Annotated in this window: 18 protein-coding genes and 1 pseudogene; 2 read left to right on the top strand and 17 right to left on the bottom strand. The window is 69.0% G+C overall.

Annotated features, from left to right (window positions below; translation table 11 throughout):
- Positions 1 to 21: 21 nt before the first annotated feature.
- The 11 genes from AC07OX_RS29400 to AC07OX_RS29350 form a co-directional block, all read right to left on the bottom strand.
- On the bottom strand, positions 22 to 1659 hold the full coding sequence (locus AC07OX_RS29400) for a nitric oxide reductase activation protein NorD (protein WP_495263084.1): 1638 nt from the start codon (positions 1657 to 1659) through the stop codon (positions 22 to 24).
- Positions 1656 to 2474 (bottom strand): CbbQ/NirQ/NorQ/GpvN family protein, encoded by an 819-nt coding sequence (locus AC07OX_RS29395; protein WP_495263085.1) that lies wholly within the window; start codon positions 2472 to 2474, stop codon positions 1656 to 1658. Before AC07OX_RS29395 ends, AC07OX_RS29400 begins: the two co-directional genes overlap by 4 nt.
- A complete protein-coding gene (locus AC07OX_RS29390) occupies positions 2471 to 3481 on the bottom strand; it encodes an alpha/beta fold hydrolase (protein ID WP_495263086.1) in 1011 nt (336 codons plus the stop codon). Before AC07OX_RS29390 ends, AC07OX_RS29395 begins: the two co-directional genes overlap by 4 nt.
- Before the next feature lie 11 nt (positions 3482 to 3492).
- The gene (locus tag AC07OX_RS29385; protein WP_495263087.1) at positions 3493 to 4530 is read right to left on the bottom strand and encodes an aliphatic amidase; all 1038 of its coding nucleotides are present in this window, start codon (positions 4528 to 4530) and stop codon (positions 3493 to 3495) included.
- Positions 4531 to 4572: 42 nt separating this feature from the next.
- Positions 4573 to 5262 carry an urea ABC transporter ATP-binding subunit UrtE gene (gene urtE, locus AC07OX_RS29380; RefSeq protein WP_495263088.1) on the bottom strand — a complete coding sequence of 230 codons (690 nt, stop codon included), beginning with the start codon at positions 5260 to 5262 and terminating at the stop codon, positions 4573 to 4575.
- An 18-nt stretch (positions 5263 to 5280) separates the two neighbouring features.
- On the bottom strand, positions 5281 to 6063 hold the full coding sequence (gene urtD, locus AC07OX_RS29375) for an urea ABC transporter ATP-binding protein UrtD (protein ID WP_492742541.1): 783 nt from the start codon (positions 6061 to 6063) through the stop codon (positions 5281 to 5283).
- Positions 6064 to 6077: 14 nt separating this feature from the next.
- Positions 6078 to 7130, bottom strand: a complete 1053-nt coding sequence (urtC, locus tag AC07OX_RS29370) for an urea ABC transporter permease subunit UrtC (protein WP_495263089.1) — start codon at positions 7128 to 7130, stop codon at positions 6078 to 6080.
- A gap of 3 nt (positions 7131 to 7133) precedes the next feature.
- Complete coding sequence (urtB, locus tag AC07OX_RS29365) at positions 7134 to 8036, bottom strand: urea ABC transporter permease subunit UrtB (protein WP_495263090.1); 903 nt, start codon at positions 8034 to 8036, stop codon at positions 7134 to 7136.
- Positions 8037 to 8041: 5 nt separating this feature from the next.
- Entirely contained in the window at positions 8042 to 9235 is a 1194-nt protein-coding gene (urtA, locus tag AC07OX_RS29360) for an urea ABC transporter substrate-binding protein (RefSeq protein ID WP_369645816.1), read from the bottom strand.
- Positions 9236 to 9636: 401 nt separating this feature from the next.
- Positions 9637 to 10134 (bottom strand): hypothetical protein, encoded by a 498-nt coding sequence (locus tag AC07OX_RS29355; protein WP_495263091.1) that lies wholly within the window; start codon positions 10132 to 10134, stop codon positions 9637 to 9639.
- The gene (locus AC07OX_RS29350; protein ID WP_495263092.1) at positions 10135 to 11091 is read right to left on the bottom strand and encodes a LysR family transcriptional regulator; all 957 of its coding nucleotides are present in this window, start codon (positions 11089 to 11091) and stop codon (positions 10135 to 10137) included.
- Between the two features lie 95 nt (positions 11092 to 11186).
- Here AC07OX_RS29350 and AC07OX_RS29345 point away from each other — a divergent pair, with 95 nt between their 5' ends.
- On the top strand, positions 11187 to 12176 hold the full coding sequence (locus AC07OX_RS29345; protein ID WP_495263093.1) for an NAD-dependent epimerase/dehydratase family protein: 990 nt from the start codon (positions 11187 to 11189) through the stop codon (positions 12174 to 12176).
- Positions 12177 to 12183: 7 nt separating this feature from the next.
- Here AC07OX_RS29345 and AC07OX_RS29340 read toward each other — a convergent pair whose 3' ends face one another.
- The 5 genes from AC07OX_RS29340 to AC07OX_RS29320 form a co-directional block, all read right to left on the bottom strand.
- Complete coding sequence (locus AC07OX_RS29340) at positions 12184 to 13128, bottom strand: glutaminase (protein WP_495263094.1); 945 nt, start codon at positions 13126 to 13128, stop codon at positions 12184 to 12186.
- Entirely contained in the window at positions 13125 to 14033 is a 909-nt protein-coding gene (locus tag AC07OX_RS29335; protein ID WP_492742529.1) for a DMT family transporter, read from the bottom strand. Before AC07OX_RS29335 ends, AC07OX_RS29340 begins: the two co-directional genes overlap by 4 nt.
- A gap of 101 nt (positions 14034 to 14134) precedes the next feature.
- The gene (locus AC07OX_RS29330; protein ID WP_495263095.1) at positions 14135 to 14638 is read right to left on the bottom strand and encodes a BON domain-containing protein; all 504 of its coding nucleotides are present in this window, start codon (positions 14636 to 14638) and stop codon (positions 14135 to 14137) included.
- The gene (locus tag AC07OX_RS29325) at positions 14635 to 15144 is read right to left on the bottom strand and encodes a flavin reductase family protein (protein ID WP_139703538.1); all 510 of its coding nucleotides are present in this window, start codon (positions 15142 to 15144) and stop codon (positions 14635 to 14637) included. The genes AC07OX_RS29330 and AC07OX_RS29325 overlap by 4 nt, the downstream gene beginning before the upstream one ends.
- Before the next feature lie 50 nt (positions 15145 to 15194).
- Positions 15195 to 16109, bottom strand: coding sequence for a LysR family transcriptional regulator (locus AC07OX_RS29320; RefSeq protein WP_495263096.1), 915 nt, complete (start codon positions 16107 to 16109; stop codon positions 15195 to 15197).
- Between the two features lie 122 nt (positions 16110 to 16231).
- Between AC07OX_RS29320 and AC07OX_RS29315 the strand changes: the two are divergent.
- Positions 16232 to 18232, top strand: a pseudogene (locus AC07OX_RS29315) (alkyl/aryl-sulfatase).
- A 6-nt stretch (positions 18233 to 18238) separates the two neighbouring features.
- On the opposite strand, the gene AC07OX_RS29310 reads toward AC07OX_RS29315, so the two are convergent.
- Entirely contained in the window at positions 18239 to 19468 is a 1230-nt protein-coding gene (locus AC07OX_RS29310) for a nucleoside recognition domain-containing protein (protein ID WP_062470462.1), read from the bottom strand.
- Between the last annotated feature and the right edge of the window lie 36 nt (positions 19469 to 19504).

Here is a 19504-nt window from a genome sequence, read left to right as displayed (position 1 = left end):
TGGCTTTCTTCATGCGGTCGGTCAATGGGCGGCGGCCAGCCGCGTGCTCATGCGGGCCAGCCGTGCGGGCAGGCTGCGCGCGTCGTCGGCGATGCAATAGTTGCGCCAGCCGAAGATGCGCCGCACGTACGCATCGGCCGCGCCGTCCACCGCGATGCAGGCGCTGCGCACGCCGGCGTCGCGCGCCTCGGCCACGGCCTGGCGGGCGTCTTCGATCAGGTACTTCGGGTCGTGCACGTCGATGTCCGAGGGCGCGCCGTCGGTCACCAGCAGGATCGCGCGCGGCCCCGCCGGCTCGGCCTGCAGGTGCGAGGCCGCATGGCGCAGCGCGGCGCCCATGCGCGTCGAGTAGCGCCCGCGCACCGCGCCGATCATGGCGCGCGAGGGCGCGGCCAGCGGCTGGCCGAATTCGAGCAGGCGGTAGTAGTACACCTCGGCGCGCGTGTTCGACGAGAAGCCGTGGATGGCGAGGCGGTCGATGCCGCGCGCGTTCGAGGCAGCGAGCAGCAGCGCGGCCTGCTTCTCGAGGTCGAGCAGCGAGACCGCACCATCGCCGTGGCCCGCGTCGTTGGCCGACTCCGACAGGTCGAGCAGCACCAGCACGCTCGACGGGCGCGGCCCTTTGCCCGGGCGCATGAACAGCCGCGCATCGGGCCGCAGGCGCAGGCGGCGATCGACCAGCACCTCGATGGCCGCGTTCAGGTCGATGTCGTCGCCTTCCCACTGGCGGCGCAGGCGGTGCGTGCGGTCGAGGTGGCGCGCGCGGGGCAGGGCGAGCGGCACGATGCGCTCATGGCCCGCCGCTCCCGAAGTACCCGCCGCGCCCAGGCCCTGCCACGCGGGCAGCTTCTCGATCACCGTGCACCAGTCAGGTCGCAGGCGCTCCTGCGTGCGGTCCCATTCGGGGTAGGTGTAGCGGCCGAGTTCCATGTCGGCGATGCCTTCGGGTGGCGCGTCGTTGCCTTCGTTCGGTGCATCGGACGAAGGTGGCGGTGGCCGCACGCCCGTCTGCCGCAACGCGATGGCGTCGTCGGGCGGCGTCTCGGCCTCGCCGAAGTCCCACAGGTAGCTGTTGTCGTCGCGCCAGGGCGCGGGCACGGCGTAGTCCTGCGGCTCGAAGCGCACGCGCATCTGGCCCAGGTCGTTGGCGAGGATCGAGGCGACGGCACGGAAGGCGTCGTAGTCCTCCAGCCCCGCGCGCGCGACGGTCTCGTCGAACAGGCGGCGCGCCTTGTTCACCCAGTGGTTGTCGTCGGGCGCCTCGGTGCGCAGCAGCACGCGGTCCATGCGCGCGACCAGCGCGGCAAAGCGCAGGTCGAGCGGATCGGGCGCGGGCGGCAGCGCGGCGACGAACCAGCCGTGCAGGCCGGGAAAGTCGCGGCACAGCAGCCGCTCGACGCGCGCATCTTCAAGGGCCGAGACCACCGCGATGCCCATCGGCTTGAGCGTGCGCGCCGGCCGCGCAGGCGTCGAGTGGCGCAGGTGCGCGACCGCATGCGCCACCATCGCGCGGTGCAGGCGCACGGCCTCGTCGCCCTCGGGCAGCAGCAGCCGGCGGCCCGTGAGCACCGCGCGTGCGCCGGCCAGCGGCTGCACGTCGACATCGACGCCGGCCAGCCCGCGCGCCAGCAGCGAGAGGGCGCCGAACCCGTCGTTCATCCGAACTGCGCCTCGACAAAGCCCTGCAGCGCGCTCGCCATGTCGGGGTCGTCGGTGAGGGCACGCGTCATCGTCATGTCGCAGCTGTCGCGCGGCGACACGCCGTCGCGGATCAGCACGCCCGCGTAGATCAGCATGCGCGTGGACACGCCCTCGTCGAGCCCGCGGTGCTTGAGCTCGCGCGAGCAGTGCGCAATGGCCACCAGCTTCGCGGCGAGCGCGGGGTCGACGCCGGCCTCGTGCGCGACGATCTCCGCTTCGAGCGCGCTGTCGGGGTAGTCGAACTCCAGCGCCGCGAAGCGCTGGCGCGTCGAGGGCTTCATGTCCTTGGCGCTGCTCTGGTAGCCGGGGTTGTACGACACCACCAGCTGGAAGTCGGGGTGCGCGTGCACCAGCTCGCCCTTCTTGTCCAGCGGCAGGATGCGGCGTGCGTCGGTCAGCGGGTGGATCACCACGGTGGTGTCCTGCCGCGCCTCCACCACCTCGTCGAGGTAGCAGATGCCGCCGTGGCGCACCGCGAGCGTCAGCGGCCCGTCGTGCCAGGCCGTGCCGTTCGCGTCGAGCAGGTAGCGGCCCACGAGGTCCGATGCCGTCATGTCCTCGTTGCACGCCAGCGTGACCAGCGGCCGCCCGAGCGACCACGCCATGTGCTCCACGAAGCGCGTCTTGCCGCAGCCCGTCGGCCCTTTCAGGATCAGCGGCATGCGGTGGCGGTAGGCGTGCCGGTACAGCGCCACCTCGTGGCCCGCGGGCCGGTAGAAGGGCTCGGTCTCGATGCGGTAGGCGGCGAGCGGATCGTGCACGGGAGCGTTCATGGCGTGGCGAGCAGTTCCTGCAGGGCGTTGTCGATGAAGCGGGTGTCGACCGGGCTGCTGCCGCCGCCCGCGAAGTGGCCCCACACGCCGGGGATCGGGCGGCACTCGGCGTTCGGCATGTGCGACACCTCCCATGCGTTGTCGGCCACGGGAAAGTACAGGTCGCGCTCGGCCGGCATCACGATCGCGCGCGCCTGGATGGCGCCCAGCGCCTTCTTGAAGTCGCCCTTGAACACCGGGTTGTCGCTGATGTCGCCGTGCTGCCACGACCACAGCATCGCCAGCAGGTTGTTGGCGTCCTTCTTCAGGAAGAAGCCTTCCCAATAGCCGACCAGGAAGTCCTCGAGCGAGCTGAAGCCCAGTTCGCGCCACAGCTGCTGCATGTAGAAGGGCTGCGACAGGCCCCAGCCTGCGTACACGCGGCCCACCGCGCGCAGCCCGCGCGTCGGCGGCGCGGTGTACCAGCCGCCGTTCCAGGCCGCGTCGGCCGTGAGCGCGGCCTTCACGCCTTCGAGGAACACGATGTTGTGCGGCGCCGTCTTCGCCGAACCGCAGAAGGGTGCGATGCGCTTCACCATCTCGGGGTAGAGGCATCCCCACTGGTTGGTCTGCTGCGCACCCATCGACCAGCCCACCACCAGCGCGAGCTGTTCGATGCCGAACTGCTCGGTCACCAGCCGGTGCTGCAGCGTCACGTTGTCGTAGAGCGTGACGTCCGGAAAGCGCGCGAGGTTGTAGGGCTCGGGCGTGTTGCTCGGCGAGGACGAGAGGCCATTGCCCAGCATGTTGGGCACGATGATGAAGTACTTCGCCGGGTCCAGCGCCATGCCGGGGCCGATGAGCCATTCGTTGTCGGTGTGCTGGCCCGAGTACCAGGTCGGGTAGACGATGGCGTTGCTCTTCTGTGCGTTGAGCGTGCCGTAGGTCTTGTAGGCGAGCTTCGCGCCGCGCAGGGTGGCCCCCCGCTGCAGCGCGACATCGCCGAGTTCGAAGATGTCGTGGTCCATGGGGCGGCGCTTCAGCGGTGCTTGGCCGGTTCGTTCGGGATGCCCTCGATCGGGCATTCGGGCGTGCCGACGGTGGTGCGCGTGAACGACTCCACCCTCTCGCGCGTGCCCTCGGGGTCGTTGATCCACTGCGTGTAGAAGTTGTAGGGGCAGGCCGCCACGCCCTTGTCGCCGTCGCCCGAGTTGATGGTGCCGGTGTAGCCGCGGTGCACCAGCTTGAACAGGTGGTTCTGCGACTGGCCGTTCTTGCGCGCGTCGCGGATCAGGCCCATCGACAGCTCGGCGTAGTTGATGCCCATCTCTTCCTCGCCGCATTCGCCGAGCGTGCGGCCGTCGAAGCCGATGAGCGCGGAGTGGCCGAAGTACGAGTACACGCCGTCGAAGCCGGCCGCGTTGGCCACCGCCACGTAGGTGTTGTTCATGAAGGCCATGGCCTTGGAGACCATGATCTGCTGCTCCTTGGCCGGGTACATGTAGCCCTGGCAGCGGATAATGAGCTCGGCCCCGCGCATCGCGCAGTCGCGCCAGATCTCGGGGTAGTTGCCGTCGTCGCAGATGATCAGGCTCATCTTCATGCCCTTGGGGCCTTCGCTCACGTAGGTGCAGTCGCCCGGGTACCAACCCTCGATGGGGACCCACGGCATGATCTTGCGGTACTTCTGGACGATCTCGCCCTGGTTGTTCATGAGGATCAGCGTGTTGTAGGGCGCCTTGTTCGGGTGCTCCTCGTGGCGCTCGCCGGTGAGCGAGAACACGCCCCACACGTTGGCGCGGCGGCACGCGTCCGCGAAGATCGCGGTCTCCTCGCCGGGGATGGCCGAGGCGGTGTCGTACATCTCCTTGGCGTCGTACATGATCCCGTGCGTGGAGTACTCGGGAAAGATCACCAGGTCCATGCCCGGCAGGCCTTTCTTCATGCCGACCAGCATCTCGCCGATCTTGCGTGCGTTGTCCAGCACCTCGGCCCTGGTGTGCAGGCGGGGCATCTTGTAGTTGACGACCGCGACGCCGACGCAATCGTTGCTGCTCGAAATATCACCATGTCTCATGACGCTGCTCCTGAAGGGGTGGTTGAAGAAAAAGAGAAAGGGCTACACGGTCAGGAAGGACCTGACCTTGTCCTGGTCGAGGCTCGCGCGCGCTTCGTCATGCACGATGCGGCCCCGGTCGATGACGAGAAAGCGGTCGGCGAGGTCGAGCGCGAAGCTCAGCACCTGCTCCGACACCACGACGGCGAAGCCGCGTTCGGCGCGCAGCACGTTCAGCGTCTGCGCGATCTCCTTGATGATCGAAGGCTGGATGCCCTCGGTGGGCTCGTCGAGGATCAGCACCTTCGGCTCCGAGATGAGCGCGCGCGCAATCGCCAGCATCTGCTGCTGGCCGCCCGAGAGGTTGCCGGCCTTGCGCTGCTTCATGTCCTTGAGCACGGGGAAGAAGGTGTAGAGGTACTCGGGCACCGTGCGGTGGCCCGACCGGGCGGCGCCCGACAGGATGTTCTGCTCCACCGTGAGGAACGGGAACACCATGCGCCCCTGCGGCACGAAGGCCAGGCCCTGCGCCACGCGCTGGTAGCTGGGCAGCGTCGTGAGCTCGGTGCCGCCCAGGCGGATGTGACCACCGCGCGCGGGCAAGAGGCCGATGAGCGACTTCAGCAAGGTGGTCTTGCCCATGCCGTTGCGGCCCATGATGGCGACCGCCTCGTCGGGTGCGACGCGCAGCGACACATCGCGGATGACGTGCGACTCGCCGTACGCCACGTTGAGTTCGGAGACTTCGAGCATGTGAATTTCTCCTTCTTCTCAATGGCCGAGGTACACGTCGATCACGCGCGGGTCGGCCTGCACCTCGGCCGCCGTGCCTTCGCTCAGCAACTTGCCCTGGTGCAGCACCGTGACGCGGTGCGCGATGCGCTTGACGAAGTCCATGTCGTGCTCGATCACGACCACCGACTTGCCGGCCGAGATGCGCCGCAGCAGGTCGCCGGTCTGTTCGCGCTCGCGCGGGCTCATGCCGGCGACGGGCTCGTCGAGCAGCAGCAGCTCGGGCTCCTGCATCAGCAGCATCCCGATCTCGAGCCACTGCTTCTGCCCGTGGCTGAGCTGCCCGGCGCGGTGGCCCAGGCGATCGGCCAGGAAGACCTGCTCGGCCATCGCATCGATGCGCGCACGCACCACGGGCGTGCGGCGAAAGGTCAGCGACTGCAGCAGGCCGTGCATGCGCGGCAGCGAGATCTCGAAGTTCTCCAGCACCGTGAGGTCTTCGTAGACCGAGGGCGTCTGGAACTTGCGGCCCACGCCGGCGCGCACGATCTCGTACTCGTTCAGGCGACCGAGGTCCTGGCCGTTGAAGAGCACGCGGCCCGCGCTGGGCTTGGTCTTGCCGCAGACCATGTCGAGCAGCGTGGTCTTGCCGGCGCCGTTCGGGCCGATGATCACGCGCAGCTCGTTGCGCTCGACCGAGAGGCTCAGCCCGTCCACGGCCTTGAAGCCGTCGAAGGACACGGTGAGGTCCTCGATGCGCAGGATCTGCTCGCTCGACGGCGGCACCGCCGAGGCGGCCTGCGGCAGCCCGCCGTTGGGCATCGTCATCGTGGCGTTCATGGCGCCACCTCCACACCCCGACGGCGCATGAGCCTCTCGCCCAGCCCCGCGAGCCCGTTCGGCATCGCCCACACCACGAGGATGAACACCGCACCCAGCACGTACAGCCAGCCTTCGGGGAAGGTCTCCGACAGGTACGACTTGAGAAAGCCGATGAGCAGCGCACCGATCACCGCGCCCGGGATCGACAGCCGCCCGCCGACCGCCGCGTAGATCACCATCTCGACCGAGGCCACGACGCCGATCACGCCCGGCGCGATGAGCCCCACCTGCAGGCTGTAGAACGCACCGCCGATGGCCGACAGCACGGCGGCCACCGCGAACACGAAGGCCTTCATGTGCGCCGTGTTGTAGCCGCTGAAGCGCACGCGGTCTTCCTTGTCGCGGATGGCGATCAGCAGCTTGCCGAAGCGGCTGCGCACGATGGCGAGCGACACCACCATCACGAGCGCGATGGCCGCCACCTCGACGAAGTACATCGTGCGCTTGGCTTCATCGCCCGCGATGTCCCAGCCCAGCAGCGTGCGGAAATCGGTGATGCCGTTGGCACCGCCGGTGTCGCCCTGCTGGCCGACCACCACCACCGTGAGCGTGAGCGCCAGCGACAGCGTGACGATCGCGAAGTACACGCCGCTCACGCGCCGCTTGAAGATCGCGTACGAGAACACATAGGCCAGCACGGCGGGAATCACGAGGATGCCCACGACCGTCCAGCCCAGCGAGTGGAAGGGCTGCCACCACGCGGGCAGCTGTTCGACGCTGCTCCACACCATGAAGTCCGGCAGCTCGGGCGCCGAGGCTTCGAGCTTGAGGAACATGGCCATCATGTAGCCGCCCAGGCCGAAGAACATGCCCTGGCCCAGGCTCAGCACGCCGCCGTAGCCCCAGGTGAGCACCACGCCCACCGCGACGAACGCGAAGGCCAGGTACTTGCTCACGAGGTTCAGGCGGAACGCATCGAGCGTGAGCGGAAGCACCACCGCCAGCAGCACCAGCACCGCCGCCATCGCGCCGAGGTCGCGCTTGCGTTGAGGAGAAAGACCGTGCATGCCTCAGCTCCTCGACCGCGTGGCGAACAGGCCGTTGGGCCGGAAGTACAGCACCGCGATCACCAGCAGCAGGATCGTGGCCTTGGCCATCGAGCCGCTCATGAGGTACTCGAGCCAGGTCTGCGACTGCGCGATGGCAAAGCCCGAGAGCGCGGTGCCGACGAGGCTCTGCACGCCGCCGAACACCACCACGATGAACGAGTCGACGATGTACAGCTGGCCCGTGCCGGGGTTGGTCGAACCGATCATGGTGAACACCGCACCCGCGATGCCCGCCAGGCCCGAGCCCAGCGCGAAGGTCATCGCGTCGACGCGGTGCGTGTCGATGCCCACCGCGCCGGCGATGGCACGGTTCTGCGTCACCGCGCGCACCTTCAGCCCCCAGGGCGTGCGGTACAGCAGCAGGTACACGCCGACCGCCACCAGGGCCGTGAGCCCGACGATGAAGATGCGGTTCAGCGGCAGCTGGATGCCCGCCGTCGGCTCCCACGCCCCCGCCAGCCACGAGGCCAGCGGCACGCTCACTTCCTGCGCGCCGAAGATCGAGCGGTAGGCCTGCTGCAGCATGAGACTCAGGCCCCAGGTGGCCAGCAGGGTGTCCAGCGGGCGGTCGTAGAAGAAGCGGATGAAGCCCCGCTCCAGCACATAGCCGAACGCGAAGGTCACGGCGAACGCGAAAGGAATCGCGGCGAACAGGTACAGGTCCATGAAGCCCGGCGCGTAGTGCGCGAAGAAGCGCGCCGCCAAGTAGGTCATGTAGGCGCCCAGCGCCATCAGCTCGCCGTGCGCCATGTTGATGACGCCCATCAGGCCGAACACGATGGCCAGCCCGATGGCCATGAGCAGCAGGATGGTGAACAGGCTCACGCCGTTGAACACCTGCATCACCGCGATGTCGAAGTTCATCGCGTTCAGACCTTCGGGAAGGGGTTGGGCTCGACCAGCTGCGGCGATTCCCACACGATGTCGAACTGCCCGTCGGGTCGCGCACGGCCCACGCGCACCTTCTTCCACACGTGGTGGTTGGTGGCGTGGATGCGCACCGTGCCTTCGGGCGCCTCGATCTCCACGCCCGCGGCGGCGGCCGTGACCTTGTCGACGTCGAAGGACTTGGCCTTTTCCACCGCCAGCTTCCACAGGTACACGCTGTTGTAGGCCACCTCCATCGGGTCGCCGATCACGCGGTCCTGCCCGTACTTGGCCTTGAAGGCCTTCACGAACTTCTCGTTGGCCGGCGACTTGATGCTCTGGAAGTAGCCCATGCAGGCGTAGTAGCCGGCGGCGTTGTCCTTGCCGATGCCGTCGATCTCGTTCTCGGACACCACGGTCGAGAGCAGCACCTGCTTGGCGCCGTCCAGGCCCGCCGCGCGCAGCTGCTTGTAGAAGGCCACGTTGGAGCCGCCCACCACCGTGCTGTAGATGCAGTCGGGCTTGGCGGCCTTGATCTTGTTGATGATCGACGAGAACTCGGTGTGGCCCAGCGGTGCGTACTCTTCGCCGAGCACCTTGCCGCCGGCCTTCGCGATGGCGGGCTTGGCGATCTTGTTGCAGGTGCGGGGATAGATGTAGTCGGAGCCGACGAGGAAGAAGTTCTTGCCCTTCTCGCGCGCCATCCACTCCACGGCCGCGATCACCGACTGCGTGGCTTCCTGCGAGGGGTAGAACACGCGCTTGTCCTGCTCCTGGCCCTCGTAGTAGGTGGGGTAGAACAGCAGGCCCTTGGCCTGGTTGAGCACCGGCAGCAGCGCCTTGCGCGAGGCCGAGGTGTAGCAGCCGATGATGGCCGCGACCTTGTCGCGCTCCAGCAGCTTGCGCGCCTTCTCGGCGAACACCGAGTTCTCGCTCGCGCCGTCTTCGACCACGGCCTCGATCTTCTTGCCCATCACGCCGCCGGCGGCGTTGATCTCCTCGATGGCCAGCTTCTCGGCATCGACCAGCGAAGCCTCGGCGATGGCGATGGTGCCCGAGAGCGAGTGCAGCAGGCCGAGCTTCACGGTGGCGCCGTCCTGCGCGCGGGCCAGGCCGGCCACGCCGCCGGCGGCGCCCAGCACGATCATGGAGCCGCCCGTCTTCACGATCTGGCGGCGGTTGAAAGCGTTCGTCATGTCAAATTCCTTTGCTTTGGTTTTGTGCGAGTCATCAGGAACATCCGACCTTCGGAAGCCGTGCGTTGGGTGTCTCCTCCCGCCGCGCGGCCCCTGCAAACGAGCGCTGTGCTGCCAGTGCGTTTTCTTCGGGCAAAGCTGCGCCACCGGATGACGCGCATCCGTTTGAAAAAGGCGTTGTTGCGACCGAAAAAACAAAAAAGCCCGAACCGGTGGTGAAACCGATTCGGGCTTAATTGCCCGACACCTCGCTGGCAGCACTGGCAGCGGGCGTCGTATGACTGGGAACGATTGCTCGTTGGGGCGGATTCTTCTCAACTCACCCCGGCGTGAACATACGCTTTTTCGCTAATTGGCGAAAGGGCGGCGCGTGTGCTATTCGCGCGCAGCGCCTGAGCACATCAGCTGCGCGGGCGTGCGTAGTCCGACTCGATCCACGCGGTCGCGCTCGACGTCGTGAGCCGGAACGCGGGCGACACGTTCACGCTCGCCAGTTCCGAATCGTCGGCATCGTCATACGCCGTGAGCGTGGCCGAGGGGTTGTCTTCGTCGGGCACGATCGACAGCGCCACGCGCACGCGTTGGTCGTTGCGCGCGGTGACCGTCACGCTCTTGTTGAGCGTGGCGTGCAGTTGCTGCTCGTGGCGGCGGATCACCTCGGCGGCGGTCTTCACCAGCGTGTGGAAGGCGGGGGTGTCCAGCGGCTTGGGGTTCTTCTTGTCGCGGCCCATGGTCCAGGGGCCGACGAGCGCGGGCTCGGGGTCGCCGTGGCGGGTCATCTCGACGGCCCAGCCGTCGTCTTCCTCGTTCTTGATGATGCGGGCGGTCCAGAGGTCGTCGCGCCAGAGGCGGGGTTCCTGCAGGGGGAGGTGGTCGGGGGAATCGGTCGTCGTCGTCATTCAGGGAGAAGCTTTGGGTCTTGCGCGGGGCATTGTCGCCCGGGGCGCGGGCGTGGAAGCCGCGCCAACGTACTGTTGCAAGCCCTCGACCAGCGCATCGAAGGCCACGCGGCAGCGCGGGCTGTGGCGCAGGTCCTCGTGCATCGTGACCCAGGTGTCGAGCTTCAGCGAGAGCGCGCGCGGCAGCAGGCGCACCAGCTCGGCGTCGCGCTTGGCCAGGCCCACCTGGCACACGCCGATGCCCGCGCCCGCGCGGATGAGGGCCAGCTGCGCGAGGTCGCTGTCGGTGCGCAGCGCAAAGGCGTCGCGCGTGAAGCCCGTGACCGACTTGAAGGACTTGATCGCCTCGCGCACGAAGGCCGAGGGCTGGTCGTAGCCGATGAGCGCGTGCGCCGCCAGGTCGTCGGGCGTGCGCGGCGTGCCGTGGCGCGCGAGGTAGCTGCTGTGCGCGTGGAAGCCCAGCTCGATGTTCCCGATGCGGCGCGCCACCAGCTGCGCCTGCCGGGGCCGCACCATGCGCACGGCGATGTCGGCCTCGCGCCGCAGCAGGTCCTGCACGCGGTTGGTCGCCACCAGCTCGACCTTCAGCGCCGGGTGCGCTTCGCGCAGCTGCGCCACGACGGGCGGCAGCACCTCCACCGCGACCACCTCGCTGACCGACACCCGCACCACGCCGCGCACCCCGTCGCCCTGGCTGCTGGCCGCGCGCTGCAGCGAGGCGGCGGTGCTTTCCATGGCCTCGGCGTGCGTGCGCAGCGCCAGCGCCACCTCGGTGGGCAGCAGGCCCACCTGCGAGCGCGTGAAGAGCACCACGCCCAGCGCTTCTTCGAGCGCCGCCACGTGGCGACCGACGGTGGGTTGCGTGATGCCGAGCGCGCGCGCCGCACCCGAGAGCGAACCCTCGCGCAGCACGCCGAGGAAGGAGCGGTACAGCTCCCAGCTGATGTTCCAGGTCATACGGAAATGTATGGCTGGTGGTACATGTTCGGCAATTCCATTCGAACCCCATCCTGCCCAGAATTCACCCATCGATCACTGTTCAGGAGCATTTCATGGCACGCAACGACAACACGGTTCTGGTGCTCGGCGCCACGGGCGGCATCGGCGGCGAGGTGGCCCGCCAGCTGTGCGATGCGGGCTGGGAGGTGCGCGCCCTGAAGCGCGGCGCGGTCGAAGGAAAGCGCGAGGGCATCACCTGGCTGGCCGGCGACGCGATGGACGCGCAGGCCGTGCGGCGGGCCGCGAAGGGCTGCGCGGTCATCGTGCATGCGGTCAACCCGCCGGGTTATCGCGGCTGGTCGGAGCTGGTGCTGCCGATGCTCGACAGCACCCTGGCCGCCGCGAAGGCCGAGGGCGCGACCGTCGTGCTGCCCGGCACGGTCTACAACTTCGGCCCCGATGCCTTCCCGCTGCTGGCCGAAGACTCGCCGCAGCACCCGCTCACCGCCAAGGGCGCGATCCGCGTCGAGATGGAACGACGCCTCGAAGACGCCAGCCGCGAGGGCGCGCGCGTGCTGATCGTGCGCGCCGGCGACTTCTTCGGCCCGAAGGCCGGCAACAACTGGTTCTCGCAGGGGCTGGTGAAGGCGGGCCAACCCGTTCGGACCGTCAGCTGCCCCGGCGACCCCGGTGTGGGCCATCAGTGGTCGTACCTGCCGGACGTGGCCCGCACCATGGTCGAGCTGCTCGCGCGGCGCGACCGGCTCGCGCCCTTCGCGCGCTTTCACATGGCCGGCCACTGGGACGCCGACGGCACGCGCATGAGCGATGCGATCCGCAAGGTGGTGGCCCGGCGCACCGGCGCCCAGGTGCGCGTGTCGGCCTTTCCCTGGTGGCTGCTGGCGCTGGCCTCGCCCTTCGTCGTCACTTTTCGCGAACTGCGCGAGATGCGCTACCTGTGGCGCACGCCCGTGGGCATGGACAACGCGAAGCTGGTGGCTTTTCTGGGACGCGAGCCGCACACGCCGCTCGAAGAAGCCGTGGAGGCCGCGCTCGACGGCATGGGCTGCCTGCCCGTGGCGCCGGTGGCCGTCGCGGCCTGAACGCGCGTCAGAACACCGACAGGCCGGTGCGCGCCACGAACATCTCCAGCGCCTTCATGCCCAGCAGCGAATTGCCGGTGGCATCGAGCGCCGGCGACCACACGCACAGCGTGAGCTGGTCGGGCACCACCGCGACGATGCCGCCGCCCACGCCGCTCTTGCAGGGCAGGCCGATCGAAAAGGCCACGTCGCCGGCCGCGTCGTAGGTGCCGCAGGTGAGCATGAGCGAGTTGATGCGGCGCGTCTGCCGCTCGCCCGTGACCTCGGGCTCGCCGGGAATCGGGTGCGCGCCGTCGCGGCACAGGAAGGCAGCGGCGCGCGCGAGCTGGCGGCAGCTCATGCGCAGGGCGCACTGGTGGAAGTAGGTGTCGAGCACCTCGGCCACGTCGTTGTCGATCTTGCCGAAGCTCTTCATGAAGTTGGCCAGCGCGACGTTGCGAAAGCCCGTGTCGGCCTCCGACTGCGCCACCTCGCCATCGAAGTCGATGCGCTCGCCGCACAGGCTGCTCATGAGCGCGAGGATGTCGGCCTTGGCGCTGCCGCCCCTGGCCTTGGCCTGGCTCACGAGCCGGTCGGCCACCGCGATGGCGCCGGCATTGATGAAGGGGTTGCGCGGCTTGCCCTGCTCGTTCTCCAGCTGCACCAGCGAGTTGAACGGGTTGCCCGAGGGCTCGCGCCCGATGCGCTCCCACAGCGCGTCGCCCATGCGCTGCATGGCGAGCGTGAGCGTGAAGAGCTTGGACACGCTTTGAATGGAGAAGGGCGTCTCGAAGTCGCCCGCGCCGGCTTCCTCGCCGTCGCAGGTGCGCAGCGCGATGCCGAACTGCCGCGCATCGACACGCGCCAGCGCGGGGATGTAGCTGGCCACGGTGCCGCCCTGGCCGAGCTGCAGGCGCAGGGTGGCGACGATCTCGTCGAGGACAGGCTGGAACCGGTGGAGTTTCTTGCTCATGCCGGGCGTTGTACCGCAGGCCGCCGGTTCACCAGCACGATGCCCAGCGCCACGCCGATCAGCGCCACCACCAGCTGCAGCGTGAGCGGCTCCTTCAGCAGCGCCACGCCGAAGATCAGCGCGAACAGCGGCGTGAGAAAGGTGAAGGACGACATCTGCGTGGCCGGGTAGTGCCGCAGCAGCCACATCCACGTGAGGTAGCTGGCGAAGGCGCCGACCACCGTCTGCAGGCCGATGGAGGTCCAGGCCCAGGCGGAGTACGAGAAGCCCCAGGTTTCGCCCAGCGCGAGCGACAGCAGGGGGCACACGGCGGCGGTCACGGCGACTTGGTAGAAGAGCGTTTTCTCGGCGCTGGCCGTGGCCAGGCGCGTGGTGCGCAGCGTGAGCGTGGTCAGGCCCCAGAGCATGCCGGCCGCCAGCGCCATGCCGTCGCCGATGAGCTGCGACGAACTCATGTGGCCGAAGCCTTCGCTGAAGGCCAGCACCACGCCCGCGAAGGCGATGAACAGGCCCAGCCACTGGAAGCCGCGCAGCCGCTCGGCCGGCACCCAGCGCGGCAGCAGCAGCGAGACCCAGAACGGGGCCGTGTAGAGGAACACCGTGAGCCGCGAGGCGCTGGTGTGCTGCAGCCCCAGGTAGATGCCGGCGAACTCGCCCGCGAACAGCAGGCCGGCCAGCAGCCCGGGCCACAGCGTGCCGTCGCGCTCGAACAGCGGCACGCGCCGCACCACGCACCACAGCCAGAGGAGCACGACCGCGCCGACCATGCGCACCGTGGCCTGCCACAGCGGCGGCACCTCGGTCACGGTGGTCTTGATGAGGATCTGCTGCAGGCCCCAGAACGCGCAGCAGACGATGAGCAGGCCGATGGCCAGGGAGTCGAGGTGGGTCTTGCGCTGGATCATTCGCGGTCAGTCGGTGGCGGCACGGGCGGCAAAGACGGCGAACAGCCGCCGAATTCATCCGATGATCGTAGCGCGCCGGCGCCAAAGCCGTGCGCCAGCGCTCAGTGCCCGGCCGGCGGGTAGGGCGGCTTGCCGCGCGTGCCCACCATCAGGTCGGGCACCACGGTCTCGACGTCGGCCACGGTGCGCGCCGCGCGTTCGAGCTTGCGGGCCAGCGCCGCGTCGGGCACGCAGCCCTGCAGGTAGACCCAGCGGCGCTGCACCGTGACCCACACGCTGCTGCGGCGCACGCCCGGCACCGCGCGCAGCGCGGCGCGCACCTTGGGCGCGAGCGGCTTGTCGTAGCGGTAGGCGTTGCTGTCGGTGCACTTGCCGGCGAGCCAGCAGCTGGTGCCTCGCTCCAGCCGCGAATGGGTCTGCGCGCGGCGCTCCTCGGCGGTGTAGTAGGGGCCCTGCGGCATGGGGCAGGCCGGCAGGCCCGCGGTGACCTGGAAGAAGGGGTCGTCGAACCAGTTCTGCCGCAGCGGCGATGGCTCAGGCGTGCCCTGCGCCGTGGCGATCCGCGCGGCGAGCAGCAGGACGGCCAGCAGCGCGGGGTGTTTCACAACGGGTGCTCGGTGTAGAAGCGCCCGCCGTGGAACAGCAGCGGCGAGGCGTCGGGGTCGTGCGTGCAGCGCTCCACCTCGCCCACGAAGATCACGTGGTCGCCTTCGTCGTAGCGGCTGCGGTTGAAGCACTCGAAGCTGGCCGCCGCACCCTGCAGCACCGGCGCGCCGCCCAGGCCGTCGGTATAGGCCACGTCGGCCCAGCGGTCGATGTTCTTGGTGGCGAAGCGCTCCGCCAGCGCCTTCTGGTTGGCAGCAAGGATATTGACCGCGTAGTGCGAGCCGGCGCGCAGCGCCGACATCGACGCCGCCGCGCGCGCCAGGCTCCACAGCACCAGCGGCGGCGCGAGCGACACCGAGTTGAACGAGTTGGCCGTGAGGCCGACCAGGCTGCCGTCGGCCGCGCGCGCGGTGACGATGGTCACGCCGGTGGCGAACATGCCGAGTGCCTTGCGGAATTCGCCGGGCGAGAAGGTGGGGGGCTGGGCCCGGCGGGAAGTGGTCACGGGAGAACTGACGACGAGGCGGTGAGCGGCGGAGGAGGGGCCATTTTGGCTCAGGCCCCGGCGGGCTGCTTGGCGGGGCCGAGCAACTCGGTCACCAGCCGGGTATAGACCGTGGCGGCGGCCGAGGGCGTGCGGCCCGCCAGCGTCACCAGGCTGTAGTGGGTGCGCATGCGCGACAGGCCCGCCACCGGCAGCGGCGCGAGCGCGGCGGTCTCGGGCGCGAGGCCGGGCGCGTGGGGCGCGAGGATCACCGCGTGGGCCGTGAGCGCGAGGTGCCGCAGCGTGTCGGCATCGTCGCAGGTCACGTTGAACACGCCGCGGTCGGTGCGGCGGATCTGCCGGTCGAAATGCGCGGCCACCTCGGCCGGCAGGTTGGGGCCGGCCACCGGGTAGTCCATGAGCTGCTCGAGCGTGACCGGCGCCGGCTGCTTGAGCAGCGGATGCCGGGGCCGCACGAAGAAGGACACCGGCACGTTGGGCAGCCGCGCCAGCTTCAGGCCGGGCTGCTTCTTCAGGTCGCGGGTGTCGGCGATGAACAGGTCGATCTGGCGCCGGTGCAGGCGCTCGCTGAGGGTGGGGGTGTCGGCCACTTCCATGCGCATCAGCAGCTGCGGGTGGCGCTGCGTCATGAGCGAGAGCGCCGCGCGCCCCAGCAGGCCGGCTGCGAACGGGCCCAGGCCGACGTTGAGGCTGCCGAGCGTGAGGCCTTCGAGCTGCTGCACCTCGCGCTGGATCTGCCGCGCGTCGGCGACCAGCTCGCGGGCCCGCGCCAGCACCAGCTCGCCGGCCTGCGTGAAGCGCACGGTGCCGTAGGCGCGGTCGACCAGGCGCGCCTTCAGCGCCTGCTCCAGCGCGTCGATGCTGCGCGAGAGCGCGGGCTGCGACAGGTGCACGGCCTGCGCGGCACGCCCGAAGCTGCCTTGCTCGGCGAGGGCGATCAGGTGCTGGAGGTGGCGCAGCTGCATTTTGCGTTTTGGTTCAAAAGCAAGCGCACATTTTGCATTTGCCAAGGGGTTGGGCGCTTCCGAAAATCGGCCGCTGCCTTCCCGTGCTTTCGTCGTCCGACAGACCCAACCCCGAGACATCGATGACCCGCATTGCTCCTGCCGCTTCTTTCGCGCCCCGCCGTTTCTCTCTGGCCCTCGTCGCCTGGGCCTGCGCCTTCGCCGCCACCGCACAGCCGGTGATCGCGCCCAAGGCGGCCGAGCCCGTCACGCTGAAGGCCAACGCCGACATGGCGAAGGCGCTGCCCTTTGCGAACAAACAGGACTTCGAGGACGCGATGCGCGGCTTCATCGGCACCGTGCCCGACGCGCTGGTGAGCGGCAGCGGCCCGCGCCCGGTCTGGAACATGAAGCCCTACGACTTCCTGAAGGCGAACGAGGCGGCCGACACGGTCAACCCGAGCCTGTGGCGGCAGGCGCAGCTCAATGCGATTCACGGGCTGTTCAAGGTGACCGACCGTGTCTACCAGGTGCGCGGCTTCGACCTGGCGAACGTCACCATCGTCGAAGGCGACACCTCGCTGATCGTGATCGACCCGCTGCTGGCCGCCGAGACCGCGCGCGCCGCGCTCGAGCTGTACTACCAGCACCGCCCGAAGAAGCCGGTCGGCACGGTGATCTACACGCACGGCCACGCCGACCACTTCGGCGGCGTGAAGGGCGTGGTCAGCGAGGCCGATGTGGCCGCGGGCAAGGTGCAGGTGATCGCGCCTTCGGGCTTCATGGAGTCGGCGGTGGCCGAGAACATCCTGGCGGGCAACGCGATGAACCGGCGCTCGCAGTACCAGTTCGGCACGTTGCTGCCGCCGGGCGCGCGCGGGCAGGTCGACACCGGCCTGGGCAAGGCGCTGGCGCGTGGCAGCGTGACGCTGATCGCGCCCACCTCGACCGTCGAGAAGACCACCGAGGAGCGCACCATCGACGGCGTGCAGATCGTGTTCCAGCTGGTGCCGGGCTCGGAGGCGCCGTCCGAGATGCTCATGTACCTGCCGCAGTTCCGCGTGCTCAACATGGCCGAGGACGTGACGCACAACATGCACAACCTGTACACGATCCGCGGTGCCGAAGTGCGCGATGGCAACCTGTGGGCCAAGTACATCGACGAGGCCCGCGTGGCCTTCGGTGACAGGACCGACGTGCTCATCGCGCAGCACCACTGGCCCACCACGGGGCGCGAACGCATCGTCGACCTGCTGAAGAAGCAGCGCGACATGTACAAGTTCATCAACGACCAGTCGCTGCGCCTGCTGAACCACGGCTACACGGCGTCCGAGATCGCCGAGACGCTGCGCATGCCCGCGAGCCTGGAGCAGGAGTGGTCCACGCGCGGCTACTACGGCACGCTGCGCCACAACGCGAAGGCGGTCTACCAGAAGTACCTGGGCTGGTACGACGCCAACCCGGCCAACCTGAACCCGCTCCCGCCGGTGGCGCAAGCGAAGAAGACGGTCGAGTACATGGGCGGGGCCGACGCGGTGGTGGCGCGCGCCCGCGAAGATTTCAAGAAGGGCGAGTAGCGCTGGGTGGCCAGCGCGATGAGCCAGGTGGTGTACGCCGACCCGGCGAACCGCGCGGCACGCGAACTCGGCGCCGATGCGCTGGAGCAGCTGGGCTACCAGTCGGAGGCGGGCACCTGGCGCAGCGCCTACCTGGTGGGCGCGATGGAACTGCGCAACGGCGTGCCGAAGATCCCGGGCGGCAGCAGCGCTAACGGCGACACGCTGAAGGCGGTGAGCAACGAGCTCTTCTTCGACTTCCTCGGCGTGCGGCTCGATGCGGCCAAGGCCGAGGGCAAGACGATGGTCGTCAACTGGAACTTCACCGATTCGAACCAGAAGTTCGTGCTGACGCTGGAGAACTCGGCGCTCACGCACGTGAAGAACCAGCAGGCGGCCGGCGCGGACGCGACTGTCACATTGAGCCGGGCGACGCTCGATGCGATCACCTTGAAGCAGACGACCTTTCCGCAGGCCGTGCAGTCGGGGCTCGTGAAGATCGACGGCAACCGGGCGAAGCTGGGCGAGCTGTTCGGGATGCTCGACAACTTCGACCTGATGTTTCCGGTGGTCGAGCCCCGCAAGTAAGCGGGCTCAGCCGAAGAACCAGTAGCAGACCGCGATCGCAGCCACCACCCCCGCCAGCTCCGCCAGCAAGGCACAGGCCACGGTGTGCCGGGCGCGCTGGATGCCCACCGCGCCGAAGTACACCGCCAGCACGTAGAACGTGGTTTCGGTGCTGCCCTGGATGGTGGCGGCCACCAGCGCGGGGAAGCTGTCGACGCCCTGGGTCTTCATGGTCTCGATGAGCATCGCGCGGGCCGCGCTGCCCGAGAAGGGCTTGACGAGCGCCGTGGGCATGGCGTCGACAAAGCGCGCGTCCCAGCCGCCCGCCTGCACCAGCCAGCGCAGGCCGTCGAGCGCGAAATCGAGCGCGCCCGAGGCGCGCAGCACGCCCACCGCGCACAGCATCGCGACGAGGTAGGGCAGCAGGTGCTTCGCGATGTCGAAGCCTTCCTTCGCGCCTTCGACGAAAGCCTCGTAGACCTTCACGCGCCGGATCGCGCCGGCCGCCAGGAACACGATGATCACGCCGAACAGCGTGAGGTTGCCCAGCAGCGACGACAGCGAAGCGATGGCCGCCGCCGACAGCGTGCCCAGGAGCGCCATGAAGCCGCCCAGCAGCAGCGCGCCCGGCACCAGGTAGGCCAGCACCACCGGGTCCCACAGCCGCAGGCGCTGCACCACCGCCACCGACAGCAGGCCCACCAGCGTCGAGGCGCTCGTGGCCAGCAGGATCGGCAGGAACACCAGCGTCGGGTCGCTGGCACCCTGCTGCGCCCGGTACATGAAGATGGTGACGGGAAGCAAGGTCAGTGACGAGGCGTTGAGCACCAGGAACAGGATCTGCGCGTTGGTGGCCGTCACGGGGTCGGGGTTCAGGCGCTGCAGTTCGCGCATGGCCTTCAGGCCGATCGGCGTGGCGGCGTTGTCCAGCCCCAGCGCGTTGGCCGCGAAGTTCATCGTGATGAGCCCCAGCGCCGGATGCCCCGCCGGCACGCCCGGCATCAGCCGCCGGAACAGCGGCCCGAGCAGGCGCGCGAGCCATCCGACGAGGCCGGCGGTTTCGGCGATGCGCAGGAAGCCCAGCCACAGCGTGAGCGTGCCGAACAGCAGCACCATCACCTCGACGGCCAGCCGCGCCATCGCGAACAGGCTTTCGACCAGCGCCGCGAACACGGTCGGGTCGCCGCCGACGAGCCACCGTCCCAGCGCTGCGAGCGCCGCCATCCCGAAGAACCCCAGCCACAACCCATTGAGCACGCGTTTTTTCCTTCTTTTCGTTGGCTGCCGTGTGTG

This window comes from Variovorax sp. GW821-FHT09D07 (assembly GCF_059416345.1).
This window is presented reverse-complemented; position numbering and strand designations above follow the sequence as displayed.